The 23,634-nt window shown below is 64.1% G+C and carries 31 protein-coding genes; 15 read left to right on the top strand and 16 right to left on the bottom strand.

The window, feature by feature from the left end; translation table 11 throughout:
• A complete protein-coding gene (locus ACPPVR_RS10115) occupies positions 1 to 486 on the bottom strand; it encodes a J domain-containing protein (protein WP_426614081.1) in 486 nt (161 codons plus the stop codon).
• Between the two features lie 111 nt (positions 487 to 597).
• Here ACPPVR_RS10115 and ACPPVR_RS10110 point away from each other — a divergent pair, with 111 nt between their 5' ends.
• The 3 genes from ACPPVR_RS10110 (at position 598) to ACPPVR_RS10100 (ending at position 2,477) form a co-directional block, all read left to right on the top strand.
• A complete protein-coding gene (locus ACPPVR_RS10110) occupies positions 598 to 1,365 on the top strand; it encodes an SDR family NAD(P)-dependent oxidoreductase (RefSeq protein WP_426614080.1) in 768 nt (255 codons plus the stop codon).
• A 219-nt stretch (positions 1,366 to 1,584) separates the two neighbouring features.
• Entirely contained in the window at positions 1,585 to 1,833 is a 249-nt protein-coding gene (locus ACPPVR_RS10105) for a helix-turn-helix domain-containing protein (protein WP_045013908.1), read from the top strand.
• A 122-nt stretch (positions 1,834 to 1,955) separates the two neighbouring features.
• On the top strand, positions 1,956 to 2,477 hold the full coding sequence (locus tag ACPPVR_RS10100; protein ID WP_426614079.1) for a collagen-like protein: 522 nt from the start codon (positions 1,956 to 1,958) through the stop codon (positions 2,475 to 2,477).
• Positions 2,478 to 2,483: 6 nt separating this feature from the next.
• Here the strand turns inward: ACPPVR_RS10100 and ACPPVR_RS10095 are convergent, their stop codons facing one another.
• Both ACPPVR_RS10095 and ACPPVR_RS10090 read right to left on the bottom strand, forming a co-directional pair.
• Entirely contained in the window at positions 2,484 to 2,699 is a 216-nt protein-coding gene (locus ACPPVR_RS10095; RefSeq protein WP_426614078.1) for a hypothetical protein, read from the bottom strand.
• Between the two features lie 89 nt (positions 2,700 to 2,788).
• Positions 2,789 to 3,055 (bottom strand): DUF2277 domain-containing protein, encoded by a 267-nt coding sequence (locus ACPPVR_RS10090; protein WP_426614077.1) that lies wholly within the window; start codon positions 3,053 to 3,055, stop codon positions 2,789 to 2,791.
• Positions 3,056 to 3,178: 123 nt separating this feature from the next.
• On the opposite strand from ACPPVR_RS10090, the gene ACPPVR_RS10085 reads away from it, so the two are divergent.
• The 4 genes from ACPPVR_RS10085 (at position 3,179) to ACPPVR_RS10070 (ending at position 5,890) form a co-directional block, all read left to right on the top strand.
• A complete protein-coding gene (locus tag ACPPVR_RS10085; protein ID WP_426614076.1) occupies positions 3,179 to 4,240 on the top strand; it encodes an alpha/beta fold hydrolase in 1,062 nt (353 codons plus the stop codon).
• 170 nt (positions 4,241 to 4,410) lie between these two features.
• Positions 4,411 to 4,764 (top strand): hypothetical protein, encoded by a 354-nt coding sequence (locus tag ACPPVR_RS10080; protein WP_426614075.1) that lies wholly within the window; start codon positions 4,411 to 4,413, stop codon positions 4,762 to 4,764.
• Between the two features lie 47 nt (positions 4,765 to 4,811).
• Complete coding sequence (locus ACPPVR_RS10075; protein WP_426614074.1) at positions 4,812 to 5,234, top strand: DoxX family protein; 423 nt, start codon at positions 4,812 to 4,814, stop codon at positions 5,232 to 5,234.
• 50 nt (positions 5,235 to 5,284) lie between these two features.
• On the top strand, positions 5,285 to 5,890 hold the full coding sequence (locus ACPPVR_RS10070) for an MSMEG_1061 family FMN-dependent PPOX-type flavoprotein (RefSeq protein WP_426614073.1): 606 nt from the start codon (positions 5,285 to 5,287) through the stop codon (positions 5,888 to 5,890).
• Positions 5,891 to 5,972: 82 nt separating this feature from the next.
• Here ACPPVR_RS10070 and bfr read toward each other — a convergent pair whose 3' ends face one another.
• From bfr to ACPPVR_RS10055, 3 genes are all read right to left on the bottom strand, one after another.
• Entirely contained in the window at positions 5,973 to 6,461 is a 489-nt protein-coding gene (gene bfr, locus ACPPVR_RS10065) for a bacterioferritin (protein ID WP_426614072.1), read from the bottom strand.
• A 135-nt stretch (positions 6,462 to 6,596) separates the two neighbouring features.
• Complete coding sequence (locus ACPPVR_RS10060; protein WP_426616061.1) at positions 6,597 to 6,869, bottom strand: (2Fe-2S)-binding protein; 273 nt, start codon at positions 6,867 to 6,869, stop codon at positions 6,597 to 6,599.
• A gap of 165 nt (positions 6,870 to 7,034) precedes the next feature.
• Complete coding sequence (locus tag ACPPVR_RS10055; RefSeq protein ID WP_426614071.1) at positions 7,035 to 7,334, bottom strand: hypothetical protein; 300 nt, start codon at positions 7,332 to 7,334, stop codon at positions 7,035 to 7,037.
• Between the two features lie 138 nt (positions 7,335 to 7,472).
• On the opposite strand from ACPPVR_RS10055, the gene ACPPVR_RS10050 reads away from it, so the two are divergent.
• Both ACPPVR_RS10050 and ACPPVR_RS10045 read left to right on the top strand, forming a co-directional pair.
• On the top strand, positions 7,473 to 7,811 hold the full coding sequence (locus tag ACPPVR_RS10050) for a hypothetical protein (RefSeq protein WP_426614070.1): 339 nt from the start codon (positions 7,473 to 7,475) through the stop codon (positions 7,809 to 7,811).
• Between the two features lie 239 nt (positions 7,812 to 8,050).
• The gene (locus ACPPVR_RS10045; protein WP_354223676.1) at positions 8,051 to 8,335 is read left to right on the top strand and encodes a hypothetical protein; all 285 of its coding nucleotides are present in this window, start codon (positions 8,051 to 8,053) and stop codon (positions 8,333 to 8,335) included.
• A gap of 83 nt (positions 8,336 to 8,418) precedes the next feature.
• Here ACPPVR_RS10045 and ACPPVR_RS10040 read toward each other — a convergent pair whose 3' ends face one another.
• Positions 8,419 to 9,645: a lytic murein transglycosylase gene (locus ACPPVR_RS10040; RefSeq protein WP_426614069.1), complete on the bottom strand. Its 1,227-nt coding sequence runs from the start codon at positions 9,643 to 9,645 to the stop codon at positions 8,419 to 8,421.
• Positions 9,646 to 9,652: 7 nt separating this feature from the next.
• Positions 9,653 to 11,302 carry an energy-dependent translational throttle protein EttA gene (gene ettA / locus ACPPVR_RS10035; RefSeq protein WP_426614068.1) on the bottom strand — a complete coding sequence of 550 codons (1,650 nt, stop codon included), beginning with the start codon at positions 11,300 to 11,302 and terminating at the stop codon, positions 9,653 to 9,655.
• 231 nt (positions 11,303 to 11,533) lie between these two features.
• Here ettA and ACPPVR_RS10030 point away from each other — a divergent pair, with 231 nt between their 5' ends.
• Positions 11,534 to 11,749 (top strand): hypothetical protein, encoded by a 216-nt coding sequence (locus tag ACPPVR_RS10030; protein ID WP_426614067.1) that lies wholly within the window; start codon positions 11,534 to 11,536, stop codon positions 11,747 to 11,749.
• Between the two features lie 131 nt (positions 11,750 to 11,880).
• A complete protein-coding gene (locus ACPPVR_RS10025; protein WP_426614066.1) occupies positions 11,881 to 12,843 on the top strand; it encodes a D-2-hydroxyacid dehydrogenase family protein in 963 nt (320 codons plus the stop codon).
• A gap of 57 nt (positions 12,844 to 12,900) precedes the next feature.
• Here the strand turns inward: ACPPVR_RS10025 and ACPPVR_RS10020 are convergent, their stop codons facing one another.
• Positions 12,901 to 14,082: a L,D-transpeptidase family protein gene (locus ACPPVR_RS10020; RefSeq protein WP_426614065.1), complete on the bottom strand. Its 1,182-nt coding sequence runs from the start codon at positions 14,080 to 14,082 to the stop codon at positions 12,901 to 12,903.
• Between the two features lie 198 nt (positions 14,083 to 14,280).
• Positions 14,281 to 14,403: a hypothetical protein gene (locus ACPPVR_RS10015; protein ID WP_426614064.1), complete on the bottom strand. Its 123-nt coding sequence runs from the start codon at positions 14,401 to 14,403 to the stop codon at positions 14,281 to 14,283.
• A gap of 45 nt (positions 14,404 to 14,448) precedes the next feature.
• Between ACPPVR_RS10015 and ACPPVR_RS10010 the strand changes: the two genes are divergently transcribed.
• Positions 14,449 to 15,201, top strand: coding sequence for a hypothetical protein (locus tag ACPPVR_RS10010; protein WP_426614063.1), 753 nt, complete (start codon positions 14,449 to 14,451; stop codon positions 15,199 to 15,201).
• Between the two features lie 183 nt (positions 15,202 to 15,384).
• Here ACPPVR_RS10010 and sseA read toward each other — a convergent pair whose 3' ends face one another.
• The 3 genes from sseA to ACPPVR_RS09995 all read right to left on the bottom strand — a co-directional run bounded on the left by sseA (position 15,385) and on the right by ACPPVR_RS09995 (position 18,082).
• Positions 15,385 to 16,236: a 3-mercaptopyruvate sulfurtransferase gene (gene sseA, locus ACPPVR_RS10005; protein ID WP_426614062.1), complete on the bottom strand. Its 852-nt coding sequence runs from the start codon at positions 16,234 to 16,236 to the stop codon at positions 15,385 to 15,387.
• 129 nt (positions 16,237 to 16,365) lie between these two features.
• Entirely contained in the window at positions 16,366 to 16,779 is a 414-nt protein-coding gene (locus tag ACPPVR_RS10000) for a rhodanese-like domain-containing protein (RefSeq protein WP_426614061.1), read from the bottom strand.
• Between the two features lie 127 nt (positions 16,780 to 16,906).
• Positions 16,907 to 18,082: a vWA domain-containing protein gene (locus ACPPVR_RS09995; RefSeq protein WP_426614060.1), complete on the bottom strand. Its 1,176-nt coding sequence runs from the start codon at positions 18,080 to 18,082 to the stop codon at positions 16,907 to 16,909.
• Positions 18,083 to 18,205: 123 nt separating this feature from the next.
• Here ACPPVR_RS09995 and ACPPVR_RS09990 point away from each other — a divergent pair, with 123 nt between their 5' ends.
• The gene (locus ACPPVR_RS09990) at positions 18,206 to 18,451 is read left to right on the top strand and encodes a GlsB/YeaQ/YmgE family stress response membrane protein (protein ID WP_212234809.1); all 246 of its coding nucleotides are present in this window, start codon (positions 18,206 to 18,208) and stop codon (positions 18,449 to 18,451) included.
• Positions 18,452 to 18,543: 92 nt separating this feature from the next.
• A complete protein-coding gene (locus ACPPVR_RS09985) occupies positions 18,544 to 19,386 on the top strand; it encodes an AAA family ATPase (protein WP_426614059.1) in 843 nt (280 codons plus the stop codon).
• Between the two features lie 934 nt (positions 19,387 to 20,320).
• On the opposite strand, the gene ACPPVR_RS09980 is transcribed toward ACPPVR_RS09985, so the two are convergent.
• On the bottom strand, positions 20,321 to 20,758 hold the full coding sequence (locus ACPPVR_RS09980; RefSeq protein WP_426614058.1) for a DUF5958 family protein: 438 nt from the start codon (positions 20,756 to 20,758) through the stop codon (positions 20,321 to 20,323).
• A 94-nt stretch (positions 20,759 to 20,852) separates the two neighbouring features.
• Here ACPPVR_RS09980 and ACPPVR_RS09975 point away from each other — a divergent pair, with 94 nt between their 5' ends.
• Positions 20,853 to 21,149, top strand: coding sequence for a hypothetical protein (locus ACPPVR_RS09975; protein WP_426614057.1), 297 nt, complete (start codon positions 20,853 to 20,855; stop codon positions 21,147 to 21,149).
• A gap of 115 nt (positions 21,150 to 21,264) precedes the next feature.
• Here ACPPVR_RS09975 and ACPPVR_RS09970 read toward each other — a convergent pair whose 3' ends face one another.
• Positions 21,265 to 22,911 (bottom strand): GMC family oxidoreductase, encoded by a 1,647-nt coding sequence (locus ACPPVR_RS09970; protein ID WP_426614056.1) that lies wholly within the window; start codon positions 22,909 to 22,911, stop codon positions 21,265 to 21,267.
• A gap of 17 nt (positions 22,912 to 22,928) precedes the next feature.
• Positions 22,929 to 23,522: a GNAT family N-acetyltransferase gene (locus tag ACPPVR_RS09965; RefSeq protein WP_426614055.1), complete on the bottom strand. Its 594-nt coding sequence runs from the start codon at positions 23,520 to 23,522 to the stop codon at positions 22,929 to 22,931.
• Positions 23,523 to 23,634 lie beyond the last annotated feature (112 nt).

Here is a 23,634-nt window from a genome sequence, read left to right as displayed (position 1 = left end):
TCACGCGTCCTTGTGGGCGCCGGGATGGATCAGGATGTCGCGCGCGGCTGCGAGGTCGATGAAGGCTTGCGCACTGCCGCCCTGGTCGGGATGCTTGCCCTTGGCGGCGCGGCGATAGGCCTGGTTGATGTCGTCGCAGGTGAGCTGCACGGCGAGCGGCAGGCCGAGCATCTTGCGGGCGCGGTCCTCGCTGGAGAGCTTTTTCGGCGCCCCGTTGCGGCGGCCGAAGCGCGGCGCGGTCAGGCCATGGACGACATCGAGAATCACGCCGATCCGGCGCTGGGCCGCGAGCGTGACGCTGCGATCGTCGTTATCCACGGCCTGGCGCAGCACCGGCAACGCCTGATCGGCGGCCTGCCGCAGCGTGGCGTCGGTGCTCATCCGCGCGATCTCGGCCACGAGCCGACCCGCCTCGGTCCAGTCGACCGCTTCCGCCGATCGCAGGCGCTCGAGCGCCAGTTTCCAGGATTCAAGCCGTTCCATCATGCGCGCAACGTTTAGCAATGGAGATCAGTATGCCAAGGCCGCCGTTTCCGACCCCTTAATTTCGAGTTAGCCTTTCATGAAATTTCGAAACGAATCCGGGAGGAAAATGTCATGGCATTGCTCACAGATCACATCGCTGTCGTCACGGGCGCGGGTTCCGGCATTGGCCGGGCGATCGCGGCCGGCTACGCGCGCGAGGGCGCGCAAGTGGTGCTGCTCGACGTCAATGCCGATACGGTTGCCGAAGCCGCGCAGGAGATCCGCAAGGCCGGGGGCAAGGCCGAGAGTTTTGCGCTGGACGTCACCAAGCGCGACGATTGTTTTGCGCTGGCCAAGCAGGTTGCGGACAAGGTCGGACAGGTCACGATCCTCGTCAACAATGCCGGCATCACCCGCCGCAATGCCTTCACCGCCGAGCCGGAGACGGTGGCGAAGGACTGGAACGACATCATCTCGCTCAACCTCAACGGCGTCTTCAACATGACGCAGGCGTTCCTTGCCCCGTTGCGCGCGAGCAAGGGCCGCATCGTCAATATCGGCTCGATCCAGTCCTTCGTGCATCTGCGCACGCCGAGTTCGGTGGCCTACACCACCTCCAAGCACGGTGTGCTCGGCTTCACCAAGGCGCTGGCGGTCGAACTCGGCAAGGAGGGCGTGCGCGTCAACGCGATCGGGCCGGGCTTCATCGAGACCAACATCAACGCCAATGTGCGCGCCACCAATCCGGCACTGGTGCAGGCCTTCGTCGACCACACCCCGCTCGCGCGCACCGGCAAGCCCGAGGACATCGTCGGCCCCGCGATCTTCCTTGCCTCCGATCTGTCGTCTTACGTCACGGGAACGATCGTGATGGTGGATGGCGGATATCGGACGGTGTGAGCGCGGCGGCGAGTTTGCCGCGCGAGATCGGTCCGCAGCGCTATGCATCCTGTGCCAATCGCGGCGGCGCGGCGGCATTCCCAAGGTCAATTGGTGCGCCCATCCCTCAATTAACCTTTCATTAACCAAACCCTCCCACCGTAGATCTACGGCTTGGGGGTCGTTTGTTCTCGATCCGCTTCCAACAATGGAAGCGGGCGTTGATCGGGGAGTATGTTGATGACCACTGTTCATGTCGCGGCGCCCGAGCAGGGCGCGCAATTCCTTGCCCCAAACCAGATCGTTCCACTGCTGATCGGCGCGACCGTCGGCGAGGTCGAGCGTGAGCTCGTGCTCCAGACGCTCGCGCGCTGCGACGGCAATCGCACCCGCGCGTCCCGCGTGCTTGGCCTGTCGGTGCGCACGCTGCGCAACAAGATCAGGCTCTATGCCGCCTCCGGCATCGACGTGCCCGCCTATCACGACTAGCGCGTGAAGCTGTGCGCCGCGGCGTCGATTGATGTTGATCAAGCCCGGCGCGATGCGCGGGCGGAATTGCCGCTGTCGTCAAACGCCGCTAAGTAGCTTGCTTCCGCAGAGGGAGCAGTGGCGTGGCAGACGATCAGGGACGGCAGGGACCTCCGGGTCCGCGCGGGCGGCAGGGCGAGCCGGGACGGCCGGGGCCGCAGGGTCATCCGGGCAAGCGCGGGCCGGACGGCACACGCGGCAAGCCGGGACCGCAGGGCAAGCCGGGCCCGACCGGAAAGGCCGGAGCGCAGGGCAAGGCCGGCCTGCCAGGCAAGCCAGGCGAAGCCGGTGCGCGGGGAGCAGCAGGCCCGCAGGGCCCCGCCGGGAGCCAAGGCCCCGCCGGGATTCAAGGCCCGCGCGGCGAGGCCGGTCCGCCCGGCCAATTGCCGTCGATCGAGCAGGTGCTGCCGTGGCTCGACCAGCTGTTCGACGCCTGGGACGAACGTCGCCGCCAGCGTGAACAGGAGGCTGCCGAGCGCGCGGCGTTAGAGGCCGCCGTGCATGAGGCCGAGGATCTGCCCCTCGATGACGAGGGCGACGATGCCGAAGGCGACGAGCACAAGAAAAAGAAGAAAAAGAAGAAGCACGGCTACAAGGACGACTAGGCGCGTCTACTTCGCCTGATCCTCCCGCCGCGGCAGCATGCCCATGCGCTCGAACTGCCAGCGCATGGCGCGATACCAGAGATAGCCGACCGCAGCGCCGCACAAGGCCAGGATGACGACGTTCGCGCTCGAGAACGAGCCGCCCCACCACATCATCCAGGCAGTCCACAGCAGCGTGAAGACGATGGCACCTGCTTTCAGCGGAAGAAGGGGGCGGCTCATGGTCGTACTCCGGGTTGTCAAAACCCCGGCGAACACCATCGCGCGCTGAGACCGCACTTTCCGTGAGCCAGATCACGGAAAGGCTTTGGCTAGCCGAAACGCAGCCGCGAACGCTCCTTCGCCTTTTCCGCCTCGATCTCGCGGTCGCGCGCCGGCGCGTGGGTGTGCAGCGAGGTCAGCAGTTTTCGCGCAGCCTCCGAGACCTCGGCGACCGCAAGGTCGAACGCCGCCTCATTGGCCTGCGATGGCCTGCTGAAGCCGGACAGCTTTCGCACGAACTGGATTGCGCTGGCATGGATTTCATCCTCCGTCGCCGGCGGCTCGAAGTTGAACAGCGTCTTGATGTTGCGGCACATGCAGTCTCTCCCGAAGTTTCCTCTAAGACGATCGGCGGGGCTAAAATCCTACATCGTTCCGGGTAGTTCTGCTAAGGTCCAGGCAACGCGGCCGCCCGGTATGAGCCGCATGGGGAGAGACTCATGAAAGCTCGTTGCGCGGCGCTGTCGGCCGTTTTCCTGTCCATCGCAATCCCAGCCATGGCCGCCGACTTTCCTGCGCCAAAGCAGGGCGACTGGATCGCCAAGGACTTCAAATTCCACACCGGCGAGACGATGCCGGAGCTGCGGCTGCACTACACCACCGTCGGCGAGCCGAGCGGCCAGCCCGTGCTGGTGCTGCACGGATCGGGCGGGTCGGCCGCGAGCATGCTGGCGGCGAGCTTCGCGGGCGAGCTGTTCGGCGCCGGGCAGCCGCTCGATGCGTCCAAATATTACATCATCATTCCCGACAGTATCGGCCACGGTCAATCGTCAAAGCCGTCCGACGGGATGAAGACGAGCTTCCCGAAATACGATTATGACGACATGGTCGAGGCGCAATACCGCCTGGTGACGGAGGGCCTCGGCGTCAAGCATCTGCGGCTCGTCATCGGCAATTCGATGGGCGGCATGCACACTTGGCTGTGGGGCGAGAAATACCCGAAGGCGATGGACGCGCTGATCCCGATGGCCTCGCAGCCGACGGAGATGGCATCGCGCAACTGGATGCTGCGGCGGATCATGCTCGACACCATCCGCAACGATCCCGATTACAACAGCGGCAACTACACCAGCCAGCCGCGGATGATGAAATACGCGATCACCGCCTACGGCATCGCGAGCATCGGCGGCACGCTGGCCTATCAGTCCCAGGCGCCGACGGCGGCGAAGGCGGACATGATCGTCGACGAGCGGCTGGCGACGCCCATCACGGCGGATGCCAACGACTTCGTCTATCAGTGGGAGTCCTCGCACGATTACAATGCCGCTGAGAAGCTGGAGGGAATCGAGGCGTCGCTGCTGCTGATCAATTCCGCCGATGACGAGCGCAATCCGCCCGAGACCGGAGTCACGGACACTGCGATGAAGCGGGTCAAAAGCGGGCACCTTTACCTGATCCCCGCCAGCACCGAGACGCGCGGCCACGGCACCACCGGCAACGCAAAGTTCTACAGCGAACAGATCCGGCAATTGCTGCAAACCGCGCCGCAGCGCACGATGTAGGACGGCGGACCGCGCCGTCATCTCGCAGCGCATTATATGCGGCGCATTGGCGCCGCATATATTTTGAGCATGCAATGCGCCGGCGGCTCGGGCTTAATTGCATCAACGATACGAATCGACACGCGACGCGATTGCGCGCCGCAGGCGCGAGACACGGTGAGGAGGATCGCATGCGCAAGCTTGCGCTGTTCGCTCTGCTGGCCGCAATGCCCGCGCTTGCGAGCGCCTCATTCGCGTTCGACAACGGGCAATATGACAACGTCGCGCCCGACATCCGCGCCTGGTTCAAGAGCGTGATGGCGCCGAACGGTGTGCCCTGCTGCGACATCTCCGACGGCCACCGCACCGAATACGACGTGCGCGGCGGCACCTATTGGGTGCCGATCGAAGGAGAGTGGATGGCAGTGCCCGAGCGCGCCATCATCCGCGACCGCGGCAATCCCGTCGGCCAGGCCGTGGTGTGGTACGTCCATCATCGCGGCGCCATCATCATCAGTTGCTTCGTGCCGGCGGACGCGGTGTAGGCCCGCTCCGCGATGGCGCCTTGGCGCCGCGCGTGCTAGTTCGGCTGATGAACACCACTCCTGCAAACGATCGTTCGCGCGCCGTGATGCGTTTTGTGCTGGCGGCGTTTTTCCTAGCAGCCGGCGTCGCGCATCTCCGGGTCCCTGACAAGCTGCTCGCGATTACACCGACATGGGTTCCGTTTGCGCCGCAAATCATTCTTGTCACCGGCGTCTGCGAAATCCTGGGCGCGATCGCGCTGGTGACGAAGCCACTGCGCTGGTGGGCCGGTGTCGGGCTCGCGCTCTATGCGCTCAGCGTGTGGCCGGCGAACATCAAGCACGCCATCGACGGCATCGACCTTCCGCCCATCCCCAACAGCTGGCTCTATCACGGGCCGCGGCTGGCGCTTCAGCCCGTCATCATCTGGTGGGCGCTGTACTGCGCCGGCGTGATCGACTGGCCGTGGCGGCCGCGACAAAAGGGATAGCGATCAGACCGGGGAATGATATCCTCACGCATCCAAGCAGGGAGACCTTCGTGACCACCGAGCTTTGCGCCGAGGACCTCGCCACCATCTATTCGAAGCCGACCCCGCGCGTGATCGCGAAAGCGCGTCCCGCGATCGATGTGCATGCGAAGAAATTCATCGAGATGTCGCCGTTCTGCGTGCTCGCGACTTCCGACGCCGACGGCAGCGTCGACGCCTCGCCGCGCGGCGGGAGCATTGGCTTCGTCCATGTCGCCGGCCCCAACCGGCTGCTGATGCCCGATCGTTCCGGCAACAACAGGATCGACAGTTTTCGGAACGTCGTCGAAGGCTCGGGCTTCGTGCATCTGCTGTTCTTCGTGCCCGGTATCGACGAGACGCTGCGCGTCGGCGGACGCGGCACCCTGTCGGCCGATCCGGATCTGCTCGCCGCGATGGTGGAATTCGACAAGCCGCCGCGCGCGGTGCTGAGCGTCGTCGTCAGCGAAGTCTATTTCCACTGCGGCAAGGCGTTGATGCGCTCCAAGCTGTGGGCGCCGGAGAAGGTGCAGCGCTCGGTGATGCCGAGCATCAGCGAGGTGATCCACGACCAGACCACCCTGGGCGAGCCGGAGAGCCAGGATGTTGTGGAAGCGCGGTACAAGACGCAGCTTTAGCTAGCGCAACAACCGCAACGTCGTCCCGATCTTCGCCGGGACGACAGCGGAGTGTGTGGCAGCCTTGGTGGACTAGACGAGCTTAGTGCCCGTCGCCCTCGAGCCCGCCAACATGCTTCTGGGTGTAGAGCTCGAGGCCGATACGGCCAATCAGATCGAGCTGGGTCTCGAGGAAGTCGATGTGGTGCTCCTCGTCGCTCATCAGCTTCTCGAACAGGTCGCGCGTGACGTAGTCCTTGACGCTGTGGCAGTAGGTCGCCGCTTCCTGGTAGAGCGCCCGCGCGCTCATCTCGGCGGCGAGATCGCACTCGATGACCTCCTTGACGTTCTGGCCGATGCGCAGGGGATCGAGCACCTGCATGTTCGGGAAACCGTCGAGGAACAGGATGCGCGCGGTGAGCTTGTCGGCGTGCTCCATCTCCTCGATGGACTCCTTGCGCCAGACCTTGGCCATGTCCAGCAGGCCCCAATTGTCGAGGAAACGGTAGTGCAGCCAGTACTGGTTGATCGCAGTCAGCTCGTGACGCAGTGACTTGTTGAGATAATCGATAACTTTTGCGTCGCCCTGCATGATTCCACTCCAGCTTTTGCAGTCCAATCCGGCTGGAAACCGAATTTAGAACACTTCTAAAAGAGTTTGGGAATGAGGGCAACCGGCTACGGGGACGCAGCCGGGGAAAAGCTCAGCCGACGAGGTGGAAGATTTTCAGCAAGCCGCGAGGGCGAACTGGGCGGGTTCAGCCGTCTCGTCATTGGCGGCCACGGTGTGGTTGTGCGGGCAGCCGGAGCAGCAGGACTTGGCGCAGGGGCCGAGCGCGTCATCGATGATGGTCTTGATGGTGCGCGCGCAGCGGCCGCATTCGGCGCTGCAGCCGAGGCATCCGTAGATCTGCTTGGCATGACGCACGGCGTCGTCGGACTCGGCGACGGCGGCGCGGATGTCGTCATCGCTCAGCACGTTACAGGAACAGACGATCATGGAAAGCGGCGGCCCTTGGTGATGCGCCAATATCGATATTCAAGGGGCCGGCCGGATGCAAAAGGAAAAACCGGTATTTCAAGCTATTCCAAACTGGCCTGGAACCAGCCTAGAACGGCTCTAAAATAGGGTATTGCGCTGAATCAAGATGCAGCCGGTTTGGGCCTAGTCGCCGCTACTGCCTCCCCCTCCATCGCCGCCGCCTACGCAGTCTCCGCCCCCGCCAGTGTCGCTTGTGGAGCAGCTGCCGCCGTCGCTCGATCTGCCCGAGCTGTCGCTGGAAAACCAGCTTCCCAGCGAGAAGCCGTCATTCGCGGTATCCGAATAGCTGTCGCCGCCACCGTCATCGCCGCCTGCCCTGGCGCGAGAATGCGGGGCGCGATTCTGAAAATGGGTCATCAGGGCATAGCCAATCACGCCGATGGCTCCGACGGCGATCAGGGCATTGGTCAGGACGCCGTTCATCATCGTCTCCCCAGGCTGAAAGCTCGCCAATTCTACCGATTGGTCGCACCTGGCAGATGGGCCGTTCATTGATCGTTCAAACGAAGTATGGAACTTTGGCCGCAGCTGTTCCGTGTTCGTGCGTGAAAGGTCGATCCCATGAAGAAAACGCTCCTGGCAATCGCTGCCGCCGCCACCCTGGTCCTGACGGCCGGGACGCCGGCCCATGCACAGCGCGGTGTCGCCGCTGGCGTCGCCGCCGGCATCATCGGCGGCGCCATCGTCGGTGGCGCGCTGGCCTCCCCGTATTATTACGGAGCTGGACCCGGCTACGCCTATGGTCCGGGCTACGGCCCCGGCTACTATCCGCCCCGCTATTACGCGCCGGGTCCCGGTTACGCCGCCGACGGTTATTACGGCGACGGCTGTGTCTGGCAGAAGCAGCGCTTCTGGGACGGCTATGCCTGGCGCGCTCGCCGCGTCAGAGTCTGTGGCTGAGGCGCGCTAGACCGGCTCGCTTGAATCGATTCAGTTGCGCCGGTTCACTACGGATGCGCCGTTCATCTCAGGGCCCGAAAAAGACCGCTTTTTCTCGTCACAGCTCCGTGCGCGTTTACCGCGGATTGACCATTTGCGCGCTTCCTAGCTGCAAGGCCAATTCCATCTGAGTGTGCGTGAACCTTTGAACCCCGGACGCTTCTAACAGAGAGCGTCCATCTCTCAGGAGAGCCAAGAGTATGAAGAAGACTTTAGTTGCCGCCCTCACGGTTGCGACGGTCGCCGGTTCGCTGGTGACCGCCACTCCGTCCGCACAGGCCCATGACGGCGTCGGCGTCGGCATCGCCGCCGGCCTGCTCGGCGGCGCGATCATCGGTGGCGCCATCGCCTCGAGCCGTCCCGCCTATGGCGGCCCCGTTTATGTGGCCGAGCCCGGCCCGCCGCCCCCGCCCTGCTACTGGCAGCGCCAGCGCTATTGGGACGGCTACGGCTGGACCGTCCGCCCGGTTCGCGTCTGCTACTGATATGATCGCACGGCGCTCATGAGCGCCGCGATCGAAGCCCGGCCGAGAGCATCGGCCGGGCTTTTTTCTTTTGGCAAGCTTGTTCAGTGCGCTGACTGGATCGAACGCAGCACCTCTTCGCTCGGCCAGCAATCGACTTTCAGGCCTGCCGATTTCTGATAGGCGCCGAGTGCTGCGCGCGTCTGCATGCCGGCCTTGCCGTCGATCTTGTCCTTGTAGAGCCCGACGCGTGTCAGCCCGCGCTGCATCGCCTCGACATCCTTTGTTCGCAATTGCTTCGACGCCGACCATGCCGTCGCGAACGGCTGTGGGCTCGTCATGCGGTCGCTGAGATGACCGACGAACAGCACGTAGAGGTCGGAGAAATTATATTCCTTGATGACGAAGTAGTTCTTCGTGGTCAGGAACGACGGACCATAGATGCCTTCCGGCTGGAGCAGCGAGGCCGGCTGCGCCTGCTCGGCGGCGCTGAGCTTTTGTCCACGCACCGGCACGAAACCTTCGCGCAGCCACTGGCTGATCGGCTTCACCACCTCGGGCACACCGCTGGTGCAATCGACCTTCGCCGGCGCCTGCACCTCATAGGCCCAGCGCGCGCCGCTCTGCCAGCCCTTGTTGACGAGCTGTTGCGCGGCCGAAGCCAGCGCATCCGGCACCGAATGCCAGATGTCAATGCGGCCATCGCCGTCGAAATCGACGCCGTGCTTGTAATATTCGGACGGCAGGAATTGCGTGAGCCCGGTGGCGCCGGCCCAGGACGAGCGCATGTCCTTGCGCGTCACCACGCCGTCGCCCAGAATCTTCAGTGAGAGGATGAACTCGTTGCGATAGGTGTCCTTGCGCCGGCCGACATAGGCCTGCGTCGCCAGCACGCGCACGAGATCGTAGGGCAGCGTGTAGCGGCCGTAGTCGGTCTCGCGGCCCCAGATCGCGAGCATCACGGTCGCGGGCACGCCAGAGCTCTTCTCGATTTTCGTCAGCGCGGGATTGTATTTCTGCAGCAGCCGCTGCCCCTCGCTCGCAAGATTCGCAATCGAGGCTTCCCGGACATAGTCCGCAGGCACCTGCACGAACTCGGCCTGCGACGGCGCGCCGGTCGCGGGCCGTCCGGGCAGGATCAGATCGGGCAGCTTGTAATCCGGCTCGAGCCCGCGCGTCTGTTCGTCGAACGTTGCGCGCGACACGCCCGCGGCCTGTGCCTCCGGCCAGAGCGAAGCGATGAACTGCGTGAAGGCCGCGTCGGCGGCGCGGGCCGGCGACCATCCGCAGGTGACCACGATCACCGCAGCAATGAGCGCCCGCCGCATCATGCCGACATCACCGCGTCAGCTTCTTGTACTTCACGCGGTGCGGAATGATGCTGTCCTGGCCGAGGCGGCGCATCTTGTCGTTCTCGTAGTCCTGGAAGTTGCCCTCGAACCATTCGACGTGGCTGTCGCCTTCGAAGGCCAGGATGTGGGTCGCGATGCGGTCGAGGAACCAGCGATCATGGCTGATGATGACGGCGCAGCCGGCAAAGTCCTCCAGGGCCTCTTCGAGCGCGCGCAGCGTGTCGACATCGAGATCGTTGGTCGGCTCGTCGAGCAGCAGCACGTTGGCGCCCGACTTCAGCATCTTGGCCAGATGCACGCGGTTGCGCTCACCGCCGGAGAGCGCGCCGACCTTCTTCTGCTGGTCGGCGCCCTTGAAGTTGAACGACGAGCAATAGCCGCGCGAATTGACTTCCTTCTTGCCGAGCAGGATCAGCTCGTTGCCGCCGGAGATCTCCTCCCACACGTTCTTGTTGCCATCGAGCGCGTCGCGCGACTGGTCGACATAGCCGAGATGCACGCTCTCGCCGACGGTGATCGAGCCCTTGTCCGGCGTCTCCTGCTTGGTGATCATGCGGAACAGCGTGGTCTTGCCAGCGCCGTTGGCGCCGATCACGCCGACGATGCCACCGGGCGGCAGCTTGAAGGTGAGATTGTCGATCAACTCGCGGTCGCCAAAGCCTTTGCTGAGACCCTCGAAGTCGACCACGTTCTGGCCGAGCCGCTCGGCGACCGGAATCGTGATCTGCGCGGTCTGGGTCTGCTTCTCGCTCGCCTGCTTCAACAGGTCCTCGTAGCGCTGGTAGCGCGCCTTGGATTTGGCCTGGCGCGCCTTGGGCGAGGACGCGATCCATTCCTGCTCGCGGATAAGCGTTTTCTGATGCGCGACGTCTTCGCGGCCTTCCTGCGCGAGCCGCTTCTGCTTCTGCACCAGCCAGGACGAATAATTGCCCTCGTAGGGAATGCCCTTGCCGCGGTCGAGCTCGAGGATCCAGCTGGTGACGTTGTCGAGGAAGTAGCGGTCATGGGTGACGATCAGGATCGCACCGGGATAGTTGCGCAGATGGCCTTCGAGCCACGACACCGACTCGGCATCGAGATGGTTGGTCGGTTCGTCGAGCAGCAACAGCTCGGGCTGGTCGAGCAGCAGCTTGCACAGTGCGACGCGGCGGCGCTCACCGCCCGACAGTTTCGTCACGTCGGCATCGTCAGGCGGGCAGCGCAGCGCGTCCATGGCCTGGTCGACCTTGCTGTCGAGATCCCAGAGGCCCTGGGCCTCGATCTCGTCCTGCAGCTTGGTCATCTCGTCGGCGGTTTCCTCGGAGTAATTCATCGCCAGCTCATTGTAGCGATCGAGGATGGCCTTCTGCTTGGCGACGCCCAGCATGACGTTCTCGCGCACAGACAAGCTGGCGTCGAGATGCGGTTCCTGCTCGAGATAACCGACGCGGGCGCCCTGGGCGACCCAGGCCTCGCCGTTGTACTCCTTGTCGAGGCCGGCCATGATCTTGAGCAGCGTCGACTTGCCCGAGCCGTTGACACCGAGCACGCCGATCTTGGCGTCCGGGTAAAAGCTCAAATGGACATTATCGAGCACCTTGCGGGTCGGGTAGCTCTTGGTCAGGCCTTGCATGAAATAGACGAACTGGCGCGCCATCGGTCCCGAAAACCTTCGATTTGAGGAAATTTGCTTGCTGCCGATGTAGCGATCCGGCCCCCAAAGGGCAATGTTTTCCCTCCGTTCACCACGGATGAATACGGGACGGACACCATCCGGACCCCGGTCCGGACAATTGAAACCATCTTTTAATAAATCAGGCCAAAGCTCGTCCTCGCGCGGAAACAGCGCCACCCGCTCAGAATGAACGGGAGCACAGCGAGGCCCATCATGGCTCTGATCGAGACCCACTCCATCGCAGTTCCGGTAGAAGCCGGGAACGCGTCCGGACTCGTGTCCGAGATCAAGGGCTTCTGGACGCGCTTCTTCGCCACCGCCTTCAATCCCTACCGGCCCGAGCTGCATTACATGCGCGGCCCCGGCCCCGCCTGGCGTGCCAAGCACGGCATGGACGCGCCGTTGCGGCTGAAGCCCCGCGACCTCTGAGCCGCTCTCTCCTGTCGGATTTTTGAACACGCGAGCGTCTTGCGCGCAGGTGTGATTGCGCGCAACCATGGCCCGGTTCCGACGATGGCGCTCCCGCTCGCGCCGTCACCTCTCGACATGGATGAACGCTGATGACGCGGCTGCGCTGTGCAATTCTCGACGACTATTTTGATATCGCCCTCAACGTCGCCGACTGGCCGAAATTGTCCGACCGGGTCGACGTCACCGTGTTCAGCCATCCCTTCGCCTCCGAGCAGGCCGCGGCCAGCGCGCTGGCCGATTTCGACATCGTCTGCGCGATGCGCGAGCGCACGGCGTTCCCCAAGAGCCTGTTCGCGTCGCTGCCGAAGCTGAAGCTGCTTTTGACCTCCGGCATGCGCAACGCCTCGATCGACATGGAGGCCGCGAAGGCGCGTGGCGTCGCCATCGGCGGCACGCAATATTCCCGCGATCCCACCGCACCGCTCACCATGGGCCTGATCCTGGAACTGACCCGCGGCATCGGCCGAGAGAATGCGCGCATGCATGCGGGCGAGCCCTGGCAGACTTTTGCCGGTGTCGAGATCGAGGGCCTGACCCTCGGTGTCGTCGGGCTCGGCAAGCTCGGCAGCAAGATGGCTGATATCGCCAAGGCGTTCGGCATGAACGTGATCGCCTGGAGCCCGAACCTCACGCCGGAGAAGTGCAAGGAGGCCGGTGTCGGCTACGCCACGAAGGAGGAACTGTTCGCCAAGGCTGATATCATCACCATCCATGTGGTGCTGAGCGAGCGTTCGCGCGGGCTGGTTGGCGCTGCCGATCTCGCGCGGATGAGGCCGACGGCCTTCCTCGTCAACACCGCGCGCGGGCCGATCGTGGACGAGCAGGCGCTGCTTGAGGCCTTGCAGCAGAGGAAGATCGCGGGCGCCGGCATCGACGTGTTCTCGGTCGAGCCGCTGCCGGTCGACCATCCCTTCCGCAAGCTCGACAACCTCGTCCTGACGCCGCATCTCGGCTACGCGACCGAGGACGGACTGCGCATCCATTACGGCCAGATGGTCGAGGCGATCGACGCCTGGAGCAAGGGCGGCGAGCTGCCGCGGAAGCTGGCCTGAAACGAAAAAGGGCGCGCCGATAGCACGCCCTTCACAATTCCAATTGTCGCGACGCGCTTAGCGCACGGTGACCGGCGCAGGCAGCGGCGGCACCACCGTCGGCTGGGTGCCCCCGACCGGACCCGCTTGGGCCGCGACCGGCGCGGGCGCAGCCGATGCGGTCGCCGTTCCCGGCGCCGGGCCACCCGGCATCACCACGACGCGGGTGCCGACTTTGGTGCGCTCGAACAGGTCCGAGACGTCGTCGTTCAGCATGCCGATGCAGCCGGAGGACACGAACTTGCCGATCGTCGACGGCTGGTTGGTGCCGTGGATGCGGTAGACAGTCGAGCCGAGATACATCGCACGCGCGCCGAGCGGATTGCCCGGGCCGCCCGCCATGAAACGCGGCAGATAGGGCTGACGCTCGATCATTTCCGTCGGCGGATGCCAATCCGGCCACTCCGCCTTGCGGGTGATCTTCTGCACGCCGGTCCAGGTGAAACCGTCACGGCCGACGCGGACGCCGTAGCGGATCGCGCGACCATTACCGAGGACGTAATAGAGATAGGTGTTCGGGGTATCGACGATGATCGTCCCGGCCGGCTCCTTGGTCGCCAGCGAGACTTCTTGACGGCGCAGGTTCGGCGCCAGCTGCGCAGGAGCGGCGTCGGGCTGCTCCTCGGGGGGCAGCGAGGCAATCGCCATCGGCCGGCCATCGGCGCCGACGGCAGGCTGCGAGACCGTTCCGGTCGCGCCGGGACCGCCAACGGCCTCGGGCGGACGCAGGCCATCGTCGCTGGGCGCCTGGCCCGGACGGTCGGCATAGATCACCGCCGGCGGACCGGCAGGGCGGCCGTAACGAGGGTCGTCCGGCGACGTCACCGGGCCTTGCGGCGGGGCGGCGGAGTAAACCGGGGGACCTGCAGGACGGCCATAACGGGGATCGTCCGGCGACATCACCGGCCCCTGCGGCGGGGCGGCGGAATAGACCGGAGGACCAACGGGGCGGCCATAGCGCGGATCGTTCGGCGACATCATCGGACCGCCCGGACCGGGCGGCGGCAGCGACGCCTGCGGCAGCGCGTCGTCGTCATCTTCCAGCGCGTCGAAATTCGGCGTGCGGTCGCCGGGGCGATATTCGGACGGGGCGCCGTAGCTCGGCGCCTGCTGCACCGGATAGGACTGGGCCTGTACGAGCGAGGTTCCCGCCGCAGCGACTGTTGCGGCAGCGCATATCGTCAGAAAATGTTTGATCATCATCGCTCTTGTATAGTCCCCAAGCCCTATCGGACCGCTAACGGCCACATGACCGAAGATAGCGGCACATTCAAGACATGACAGGCCGAATTGGGCCGATTTGGCGAATTGTGATGTGAATGCACACCGTTGCTCCGTTGCATCACGGGGCGGAAATCGCATCACGCCGCAGATTGCCCGAGTCTTCGGCCCTGATTTTTACGGAACGACGCTTGAGCCTTGCGATATGGTCGAATCAGCCTGATTCGCCACCGATTTGAGCTCGAATCCCTGCGTGGCGAACGCGGCAATCAGTACCGTCACCGCGTTCAGATGGCTCATGGGCCCTGGCCACCACCCGCCGGGGCGGAAATTCGTACCTGTCCGATGCTTCCGGGCTTTCGCTTCCTGTTTGCCGCGATCCTGCTGTCAACCTCCATTCTGGTGTTCGGCCTCGGCGCGGCCGCACTGCTGCGGGCGACCCATGAGCAGTACGTCAGCAACCCGTCCTGGCGGAACGGCCCGCAGGAGCAGGTGTTCGTGCAAGTCACGGAGCCGGCCCAGCCGGTGCTCGCCGCATTGCGCGCCGAGCCCGAGGCGACTGAGCCCGCGCCGTCGCTGCGGGATCAGGTTCCGACTGTCGCCTTGCCGGCGAGCGAGCCCGAGCAGGTGGCCGCGGTGACCACTGAGACCAGCGTTCCGCCTGAACCCCAGGTCGCCGAGGCTGAGCCATCGGCTGCCGAGCCGGCCAAGGCGGAGACCGCAGTTCCAGCTCCGGCTGACACGCTCACCCCGGCCGACACAATTGCATCCATGCCCGAGGCCAAACCCGCTCCGACGATGACCGCGAGCGAGCCGGCGCAGGCCGACAACAGTGCAGCCCAGGCTTCGTCTGCAATCGACATCGCGAGCGCCAGGGTGGCAGCGCTCAACGACCCCGCAACCACGGCCTGGAAGGATCCGCCTGCGAAGGCTAAGGTCGACAGCGCCACGCCTGCAAGCAAGGTGGCCAAGCCGCACGCGCATCGGGTGAAGAAGCGCCGCCGGATCGTCCGGCGACCTCCGCCACCGGTTCAGCAGCTCGATCCGTTTGGACAGCCGCAGCCCACGCTCGCCGCAACGACCACGCGAGCGCGGTGACGTGCTTCACCTCGCCCCGCTTGCGGGGAGAGGTCGGATCGCATCGCAAGATGCGATCCGGGTGAGGGGGACTCTCCGCGAGTCTCACTCTCACAGCCCTCGTGGAGACTCCCCCTCACCCCAACCCTCTCCCCGCAAGCGGGGCGAGGGAGCGCACCTTCAGCGCGGCCAAAATCGGGCGACTCAGGCCGGCCCGGTCGCGATCGGCGGGCCTTTTTCCTGGCCCCATTCCGACCATGAGCCATCATAGAGCGCGGTGTCGGCGATGCCCAAGCGATAGAGCGCGAGCGTCAGCACGCCGGCCGACACGCCGGAGCCACAGCTGGTCACGATCGGCGCGTCGAGCTTGACGCCAGCGCCGGTGAAGGCGGCGCGGAGATCGTCGAGCGGCTTCATGGTGCCGGTCGCGGCATCGAACAATTGGCTGTAGGGCACGTTACGCGCGCCCGGAATGTGGCCGGAGCGGATGCCCGCGCGTGGCTCCGGTGCGCGACCCTCGAAACGTTCGGCTGCGCGCGCGTCGATCACCTGCTCGGCGCGGCTTTCGACGTTGGCAATCAATTGCTGCATGCTGCGCACGCGTTTTGAATCGTAGCTCGCCTTGAAGCTCGCGGGCTTCGGCTTCACCTCGCCGCTCTCGACCGGACGTCCCTCGGCGCGCCACTTCTTCAGGCCGCCATTGAGGATGCGGACATTGCTGTGGCCGAAGGCCAGGAACATCCACCACGCGCGGGGCGCGGCGACCCAGCCGCCAGCATCGTAGAGCACGACGGTGTCGGCGTTGGAGATGCCGAGATTGCCGACGTCACGGCCGAACTGCTCGGTGCTCGGATACATGTGCGGCAGCGGGTTGGAATGATCCGACACCGCATCGACGTCGAAGAACACCGCGCCCGGCAGATGCGCGGCGAGGTAGTCGTCCTTCGGCAGCGGCAGCACGCCCGGCAGCTTGAAGTTGGCGTCGAGCACTTTGACATTGGCGTCGTTGATGTGGGCGGCGAGCCATTCGGTGGAAACGAGGGGATCGGTGGTCATACGGCATTTTCCTTGTCATTCCGGGGCGTGCGCAGCACGAGCCCGGAATCTATTGTGCGGTAGGGTCGGTGGATCAATGGATTCCGGGCTCGCGACTTCGTCGCGCCCCGGAATGACGAAGGGAAAGATCTACCCCTTCTTCTTCGGCTCCCATTGCTCCACCGGACCACCGGCGTCGCGCCAGGCGGCATAGCCGCCGGCGATGTGGGCGACGGGCTTCAGGCCCATGTCCTGCGCGGTCTTGGCGGCGAGCGCGGAGCGCAAACCGCCGGCGCAGTGGAACACGAACTTCTTGTCCTCCTGGAACACCGGCTTCGCATAAGGGCTCTGCGGATCGATCCAGAATTCGAGCATGCCGCGGGTGCAAGCGAACGCGCCGGGGATACGGCCGTCGCGCTCGATCTCGCGGGGATCGCGGATGTCGACAATGACGACGTCGCCGTTCTTGGAGATTTCGATGGCGTCCTTTGCGGTGAGCGTCTCGATCTCCTTATTGGCCTCGTCGATCAGCGCCTTGATGCCGCGGGTGATGGTCTGGGGCATTTTGTATCTCCCTCTTCTCGTCATTGCGGGGCGCGCGCAGCGCGAACCCGGAATCCATTTATCTACACGCGCTGCGGCCTGATGGATTCCGCGCTCGCGATTTGGTCGCGCCCCGGAATGACAACAGCTAGTGCGTCAATTCCTTCATTGCACCCTCAAGCCCCTCGATCGTGATCGGGAACATGCGGTTGGCGAAGATGCGCTTGATGATGGTGGTGGATTCCGAATAGTCCCAGTGCTTCTGCGCGACCGGATTGAGCCACACCGAATGCGGATAGGTGCGGATGATGCGATCGAGCCAGACCGAGCCGGGCTCCTCGTTGACATGCTCGACCGAGCCGCCAGGCACCATGATCTCGTAAGGCGACATCGAGGCGTCGCCGACGAACACGACCTTGTAGTCGTGCGGATATTTGTGCAGCACGTCCCAGGTCGGCGTGCGGTCGGTGAAGCGGCGCTTGTTCTGCTTCCACACGCCTTCATAGAGGCAGTTGTGGAAGTAGAAATATTCCATGTGCTTGAACTCGCTCTTCGCCGCCGAGAACAATTCCTCGACCTGCTCGATATGCGAATCCATCGAGCCGCCGATGTCGAAGAACACCAGCAGCTTGACCGCGTTGCGCCGCTCCGGGCGCATGACCACGTCGAGATAGCCGTGGTTGGCGGTCTCACGAATCGTATTGTCGAGATCGAGCTCGTCCGGCGCACCGGTGCGCGCGAATTTGCGCAGGCGGCGCAGCGCGACCTTGATGTTGCGGATGCCGAGCTCGACATTGCCGTCGAGATCCTTGAATTCGCGCTTGTCCCACACCTTCACGGCGCGGTTATTGCGATTCTTCTCCTGGCCGATGCGGACGCCTTCGGGATTGTAGCCGTGCGCGCCGAACGGCGAGGTGCCTGCCGTGCCGATCCACTTCGAGCCGCCCTGGTGCCGGCCCTTCTGCTCCTCGAGGCGCTTCTTCAGGGTCTCCATGAGCTTGTCCCAGCCCATGGCCTCGATCTGTTTCTTCTCTTCTTCCGTCAGGTATTTTTCGGCGAGTTTCTTCAGCCACTCCTCGGGGATCTCAGCCCCCTCCATGGCGTCGAGCAGGCTTTCCAGCCCCTTGAACACGGTGCCGAAGACGCGGTCGAACTTGTCGAGGTTACGCTCGTCCTTCACCAGCGAGGTGCGCGACAGATAGTAGAAATTCTCGACCGAATAGTCCGACAGATCAGCGTCGAGCGCCTCCATCAGCGTGAGGTATTCGCGCAGCGTCACGGGGACCTGCGCATCGCGCAGAGACGTAAAGAATTGCAGGAACATGGGTGACAGATTGCCCGTCGGGGGACGAACGTCAAGGGGCGGAAGCCGCCGCCAGGCGCTGGACCGGGAGGCTTTTTGCGCTAGAATTGGCGGCCTCAAGGGGTTGTTTTGGGGACGTTTGCAATGGGAATTCTCGCAGCACTCATCATCGGTGCCATCGCCGGCTGGCTCGCCGGAAAAATTGTCCACGGCGCGGGATTTGGACTGCTGGGCAACATCGTAGTCGGCATCATCGGCGCGCTGGTCGCAGGCTGGGTGCTGCCGCAGCTTGGCATTGCGCTGGCCACGGGCACACTGGGCGCCATCATTGACGCCACGGTCGGCGCGGTGATTGTGCTCGTCATCCTTTCGCTGATAAAACGGGTCTGAAAGCCTGACCGAACCAGGAACGGCCGCCATGTGCGGCCGTTCCTTTTGTTGGACCAGGGCGATGCCCGGCCGACGACCAACAAGGACGCGCGATGAAATTTACCGGCACCAAGGACTATGTTGCGACCGAAGACCTCAAGGTCGCCGTCAACGCCTCGATCGTGCTGGAGCGCCCGCTGCTGATCAAGGGCGAGCCCGGCACCGGCAAGACGGTGCTGGCCGAGGAAGTGGCGAAGGCGCTGAACGCGCCGCTGCTGACCTGGCACATCAAGTCCACCACCAAGGCGCAGCAGGGCCTCTATGAATACGACGCGGTGTCGCGCCTGCGCGACAGCCAACTCGGCGATGCCCGCGTGTCCGATATCAAGAACTACATCAAGCGCGGCAAGCTCTGGGACGCCTTCGCCGCCGAGCAGCGCCCGGTGCTGCTGATCGACGAGATCGACAAGGCCGACATCGAATTCCCGAACGATTTGCTGCTCGAGCTCGACCGCATGGAATTCCATGTCTACGAGACCGGCGAGACGATCAAGGCGAAGCAGCGCCCGATCATGATGATCACCTCCAACAACGAGAAGGAGCTGCCGGACGCCTTCCTGCGCCGCTGCTTCTTCCACTACATCAAGTTCCCCGACGCCGACACGATGGGCCGCATCGTCGACGTCCACTTCCCCAACATCAAGAAGCGCCTGGTCGAAGAGGCGCTGCGGATCTTCTTCGAGGTCCGCGAGGTGCCCGGCCTGAAAAAGAAGCCCTCGACTTCGGAGCTGCTCGACTGGCTCAAGCTGCTACTCAACGAGGACATGAGCGTCGAGCAGCTCCGCGAGCGCGACCCGCGCAAACTGATCCCGCCGCTGCACGGCGCGCTGCTCAAGAACGAGCAGGACGTGCATCTGTTCGAGCGGCTGGCGTTTCTGAGCCGAAGGGAAGTGTAGGCTTCTCGTGTCCCGGACGCGCTGCAACGCGCAAGCGTTGCTGCGCAGAGCCGGGACCCAGAAGGCGACACGGATTGCTCGGAGACATGGGCCCCGGCTCTGCAGCGCACCGCTAAAGCCGCGCTGCGCTGCGTCCGGGGCACGAGAGCGCAGTGCGACGCACCACTGCCTCCACACTCGTCATTGCGAGCGCAGCGAAGCAATCCAGAATCCCTCCGCAGCGACAGTCTGGATTGCTTCGCTGCGCTCGCGATGACGGAGCAAGCGGCATCACCGTCACTCTCCAACTCGCACCTCACTCGCAGACGCGCCTTCGCATCCTCGCGGCGCATTTCGCCCGAGCTTTGCTGTCTCCGTCACGCCCCCAAGAAAGAGGGCGCAGGGATGGCCGGGTGCCGGCTGGCACCCACGGTCCACTGTGCGAAAGCACACGCAGAAGAACTGCACAGCGGCATACAGGTGAAGCCAAACACACGGCCTTCCCTGCGCAGTGGTCGGACGGCGTATGCCGTGCTCTCCCGGGAGCCGAGTTCCTTCTGGCCTCCCTCGCCCAGCGAAATTCGCCGGCACCGCGCCGGTTGACGCGACTGCCGCATTCGCAAGAGCTTGACCGTAGCAACGACGGCCAGGACCACACGGTTTTGCCGTACGCACACAGCGCCGCTCGTCCGCACGAAGCCTCAGGGCTCACGGAGAGCAATCCGCCCTGCCCTTAGCCTCTCGTGCCGACGCTGCCGCGTCCACCGCAACCCGGCCCGCGCTTCGAACGACTCGCGAACCGCCCCTCATCAACCGGCCGGGCTGCTTCGATTATGCCGCAATTCCGAATTTCGGTAAAGTGGAATGTTTTTGCGGAGAGGGATTGACGGGATGGCGGGGTGTTTTGCCCGACGGCGAACAAGATCGCACTCTAGCAAGCGGCAGGTAACCGCAGTTACGCCCCCCGGGCTCGCTTGATGTCATTCACGACGTCCAGATCACTTAAATCCCGGTGCCACCAATGATTTACGAGATCCAGCGGCTGCTCCCTACGGCGCCTGTTGTCTGCGGCTGCGAGCAACTTGATGAGGAGCCGAAATACGCGAGGCAACTCAAACTCTGGCAGCGTCAAGAGCTTCGCTAATTGAACATTGAGATTAGGCATTGCGATCAAGATACACGGAGTAAGCGTCGGCTTCAGCCGCGACTCGGCAATTGCACCTGCCACATCGTCTGGCTTAGGCCTTGCCTGCTGTATGAAGTTGCTTAAGCCGCGAAGCAGCCTTCGCTTGTCGTCTTCATTCTTCGCCTCGAACCACGCGTCGCCCTCCGAACCGCTGACGATTCCCTGCGCCAGCTGATTGAGCAATATTTCCTCTTCCACGCTCAGCATCGAGACACCTTTGACTACTTATAGTGGCACATTATAGCGTGGTGGCGCGCTACCTCAGAGTCCGCGCGAATGATATCCGGAAGGAACGATCGAAGTGCGAAGTTCGTATCTCGAGTTGCCAGCTAATTTTGAAGACTACGGCCCGGAAGTCGAAGCAAAGGGATGGTTTTCCGAGGCTCGGATCATCGTGGCGAATACGCGCTACCGAATCAACTTTTATGATCTGGCGCGGCTCATTCAACACGTAGAAGCCGATCTGGAGAGCGATCGAATATTCTTTGAACCGAACCTGGTCATTGTACGCGCCGTAACGCGAGCTCGCATGGAAAGCGCCGCCGAAGAACTGGTGCGATCGGGTCGAGTGTCATCTCTCCTAGCCGAACTGCCGTAATCGTCCCGTTCGTACACAAAGAGAAGAGTTCGACTCGCGGAGAGTCCCCCTCACCCTGATCGCATCTGTCGATGCGATCAGGCCTCCCCCCGCAAGCCGGGAGAGACGAAGGGCATCACGCCACCGCTGCGTCCGGCACACGCGCGGATTCCATCGGCTGCTTGCCGCGGATCAAATCCGAGGCGCGATCGGCGATCATCATGGTCGAAGCATTCAAGTTCGCCGAGATCATGCGCGGCATCACCGAGGCGTCGATAACACGAAGGCCTTCCAGCCCGTGGACGCGGAGCTGGTCGTCGACGACGGCCCAGGTCGAGTCCGCCGGACCCATGCGGCAGGTGCAGCCGGGGTGAAAGGTGGTGGTGCCGCGTTCGGTGGCGGCGGCCAGGAATTCGTCGTCGGTGTTGATGTTGGGGCCGGGGAAATCCTCATAGGCGTAATAGGGCGACAGCGGCGCGGACTTCAAAAGCCTGCGCGCGAGCTTCATGCCGCCGACGATGACGCGGCGGTCGAGCTCGGCGTCGAGATAGTTGGTCTGGATGATCGGCGGCGCGAAGGGATCGTTGGAGCGGATGCGGACATAGCCGCGGCTCTCGGGGCGCTGCTGCCAGGAGGCCACCGTCATGCCGGGCTCGTCCTCGAGCTGGCCCTGCACGCCTTCCTTGTAGCTCGCCGGCGTAAAGGTGAGTTGCAGGTCGGACGAGTCCGCGCTCTCGCCGGAATGCCAGAAGCAATAGACCATGGTCGGCGACAGCGAGAGCAGGCCGCCGCGCGTCGTGGCCCATTTCAGCGCCTCGATCCACAGCGAGAAGCCGCGCCGGAGCTCGTTGATGGTTCTGATGTCCTTGACGCGGGCGACCGTGCGCGGCGCGTAGTGATCCTGAAGGCCTTCGCCGACGGGCAGCGCGTGACGCACCTGGATGCCGTGGGCGCCCAGCAAATCGGGCGAGCCAATGCCGGAGAGCTGGAGCAGTTGCGGCGAATTATAGGTGCCGCCGGAGAGGATCACTTCCTTGTTGGCGCGGACCTCGACCGGCGTACCGCCGCTGCCGCCCTTCATGTAGCGCACGCCGACGGCGCGCTTGCCCTCGAAGATGATCTCGGTCGCATGTGCGTGCGTATGCACATGCACGTTGGGCCGCTTCATCGCGGGCTTGAGGAACGCGGTCGAGCCGGAGACGCGCAGGCCCTTGTCGATGGTGCGCTGGCAGTAGGACACGCCTTCCTGCTTCGCGCCGTTGTAATCGGGGTTACGCGGAATGCCGAGGCTCACCGCGCCTTCCATAAAGGCCTCGCAGAGCGGATCGCGCCAGTTCATCGTGGTGACGGTGAGGTTGCCGTCACGGCCGCGATAAATGTCCTCGCCCTCGCCGACCCGCTTCTCCAGCCGCCGGAAGTAAGGCAGCACATCGGCATAGCCCCAGCCGCGATTGCCCATCTGCGCCCAGGTGTCGAAATCCATGCGCTGGCCGCGGTTGTAGATGTGGCCGTTGATCGAGGACGAGCCGCCGAGCGTCTTGCCGCGCGGCGCGTAGATGCTGCGCCCGCCGGTCCAGGGCCCGACCTCCTGCTGGTAGGCCCAGTTGATGCTCTTCATGTGGAAGGTCTTGATAAAGCCCGCCGGCAGATGGATGTAGGGATGCCAGTCGTTAGGCCCGGCCTCGAGCACGCAAACGCTGGTTGAGGGATCCTCGCTCAGCCGGCTGGTGAGCACGCAACCCGCCGAGCCCGCGCCGACGATCACATAGTCAAATCTATCCATGATGCCTCGGCCGCTTCTTAGCGCGGCTTGTCGTTGAGTTGATAATTCAAATGCGTTCGCACCGTCGGCCATTCTGCGGCGGTGATGCTGTAGACCACGGTGTCGCGCAACGTGCCGTTCGGCGCGACCTGATGGCTGCGCAGAATGCCGTCCTGCTTGGCGCCGAGGCGCTCGATCGCGCGGCGGCTCTGTTGGTTGAAGAAATGCGTGCGGAACTCGACCGCGATGCAGTTCAGCGTCTCGAACGCGTGGGTGAGCAGCAGCAGCTTGCACTGGGTGTTGAGCGGACCGCGCTGCGCACTCTTGCCATACCAGGTCGAGCCGATCTCGACGCGGCGGTTGGCGGCATCGATATTCATGTAGGTGGTCTGGCCTACGATCTTGCCGCCGGCGTCGAACACGGTGAACGGCAGCATCGAGCCCGCGACTTGAAGACCGAGACGGCGGTCGATTTCCTTCGCCATGTTCTCAGGAAGGGGAATCGCGGTGTACCAGATCGTGGAGAGGTCGCCGTCCTTCACGGCCTCCACCAGCCCCTCGCGATGCTGCTGCGACAACGGTTCGAGACGGGCGTGCTGCCCACGCAGGGTGACGGGATCAGGCCAGGGCATTTGAGACTTTCTCCTTTGTCATTGCGAGGAGCGAAGCGACGAAGCAATCCAGACCGTCTCCGCAGAGGCATTCCTGGATTGCTTCGCTTCGCTCGCAATGACGGTAACTAGC

The sequence above is a fragment of the Bradyrhizobium sp. McL0616 genome (genome assembly GCF_049993385.1).
Lineage (GTDB): Bacteria > Pseudomonadota > Alphaproteobacteria > Rhizobiales > Xanthobacteraceae > Bradyrhizobium.
This window is presented reverse-complemented; position numbering and strand designations above follow the sequence as displayed.

Bases quoted from the DNA above. Each gene is read 5' to 3' on its own strand.
- ACPPVR_RS10025 (WP_426614066.1), top strand. From the start codon at position 11,881: ATGACGCGGCTGCGCTGTGCAATTCTCGACGACTATTTTGATATCGCC.
- ACPPVR_RS10015 (WP_426614064.1), bottom strand. From the start codon at position 14,403: ATGAGCCATCTGAACGCGGTGACGGTACTGATTGCCGCGTTCGCCACG.
- ACPPVR_RS09965 (WP_426614055.1), bottom strand. From the start codon at position 23,522: ATGCCCTGGCCTGATCCCGTCACCCTGCGTGGGCAGCACGCCCGTCTC.
- ACPPVR_RS09995 (WP_426614060.1), bottom strand. From the start codon at position 18,082: ATGTTCCTGCAATTCTTTACGTCTCTGCGCGATGCGCAGGTCCCCGTG.
- ACPPVR_RS10090 (WP_426614077.1), bottom strand. From the start codon at position 3,055: ATGTGCCGCAACATCAAGACGCTGTTCAACTTCGAGCCGCCGGCGACG.
- ACPPVR_RS09980 (WP_426614058.1), bottom strand. From the start codon at position 20,758: ATGCTGAGCGTGGAAGAGGAAATATTGCTCAATCAGCTGGCGCAGGGA.
- ACPPVR_RS10055 (WP_426614071.1), bottom strand. From the start codon at position 7,334: ATGAACGGCGTCCTGACCAATGCCCTGATCGCCGTCGGAGCCATCGGC.
- ACPPVR_RS10045 (WP_354223676.1), top strand. From the start codon at position 8,051: ATGAAGAAGACTTTAGTTGCCGCCCTCACGGTTGCGACGGTCGCCGGT.
- ACPPVR_RS10030 (WP_426614067.1), top strand. From the start codon at position 11,534: ATGGCTCTGATCGAGACCCACTCCATCGCAGTTCCGGTAGAAGCCGGG.
- ettA (WP_426614068.1), bottom strand. From the start codon at position 11,302: ATGGCGCGCCAGTTCGTCTATTTCATGCAAGGCCTGACCAAGAGCTAC.
- ACPPVR_RS10010 (WP_426614063.1), top strand. From the start codon at position 14,449: ATGCTTCCGGGCTTTCGCTTCCTGTTTGCCGCGATCCTGCTGTCAACC.
- ACPPVR_RS10085 (WP_426614076.1), top strand. From the start codon at position 3,179: ATGAAAGCTCGTTGCGCGGCGCTGTCGGCCGTTTTCCTGTCCATCGCA.
- ACPPVR_RS10095 (WP_426614078.1), bottom strand. From the start codon at position 2,699: ATGAGCCGCCCCCTTCTTCCGCTGAAAGCAGGTGCCATCGTCTTCACG.
- bfr (WP_426614072.1), bottom strand. From the start codon at position 6,461: ATGCAGGGCGACGCAAAAGTTATCGATTATCTCAACAAGTCACTGCGT.
- ACPPVR_RS10020 (WP_426614065.1), bottom strand. From the start codon at position 14,082: ATGATCAAACATTTTCTGACGATATGCGCTGCCGCAACAGTCGCTGCG.
- ACPPVR_RS10000 (WP_426614061.1), bottom strand. From the start codon at position 16,779: ATGCCCCAGACCATCACCCGCGGCATCAAGGCGCTGATCGACGAGGCC.
- ACPPVR_RS09985 (WP_426614059.1), top strand. From the start codon at position 18,544: ATGAAATTTACCGGCACCAAGGACTATGTTGCGACCGAAGACCTCAAG.
- ACPPVR_RS10050 (WP_426614070.1), top strand. From the start codon at position 7,473: ATGAAGAAAACGCTCCTGGCAATCGCTGCCGCCGCCACCCTGGTCCTG.
- ACPPVR_RS10110 (WP_426614080.1), top strand. From the start codon at position 598: ATGGCATTGCTCACAGATCACATCGCTGTCGTCACGGGCGCGGGTTCC.
- ACPPVR_RS10105 (WP_045013908.1), top strand. From the start codon at position 1,585: ATGACCACTGTTCATGTCGCGGCGCCCGAGCAGGGCGCGCAATTCCTT.
- ACPPVR_RS10060 (WP_426616061.1), bottom strand. From the start codon at position 6,869: ATGATCGTCTGTTCCTGTAACGTGCTGAGCGATGACGACATCCGCGCC.
- ACPPVR_RS09990 (WP_212234809.1), top strand. From the start codon at position 18,206: ATGGGAATTCTCGCAGCACTCATCATCGGTGCCATCGCCGGCTGGCTC.
- sseA (WP_426614062.1), bottom strand. From the start codon at position 16,236: ATGACCACCGATCCCCTCGTTTCCACCGAATGGCTCGCCGCCCACATC.
- ACPPVR_RS10080 (WP_426614075.1), top strand. From the start codon at position 4,411: ATGCGCAAGCTTGCGCTGTTCGCTCTGCTGGCCGCAATGCCCGCGCTT.
- ACPPVR_RS10075 (WP_426614074.1), top strand. From the start codon at position 4,812: ATGAACACCACTCCTGCAAACGATCGTTCGCGCGCCGTGATGCGTTTT.
- ACPPVR_RS09970 (WP_426614056.1), bottom strand. From the start codon at position 22,911: ATGGATAGATTTGACTATGTGATCGTCGGCGCGGGCTCGGCGGGTTGC.
- ACPPVR_RS10040 (WP_426614069.1), bottom strand. From the start codon at position 9,645: ATGATGCGGCGGGCGCTCATTGCTGCGGTGATCGTGGTCACCTGCGGA.
- ACPPVR_RS10115 (WP_426614081.1), bottom strand. From the start codon at position 486: ATGATGGAACGGCTTGAATCCTGGAAACTGGCGCTCGAGCGCCTGCGA.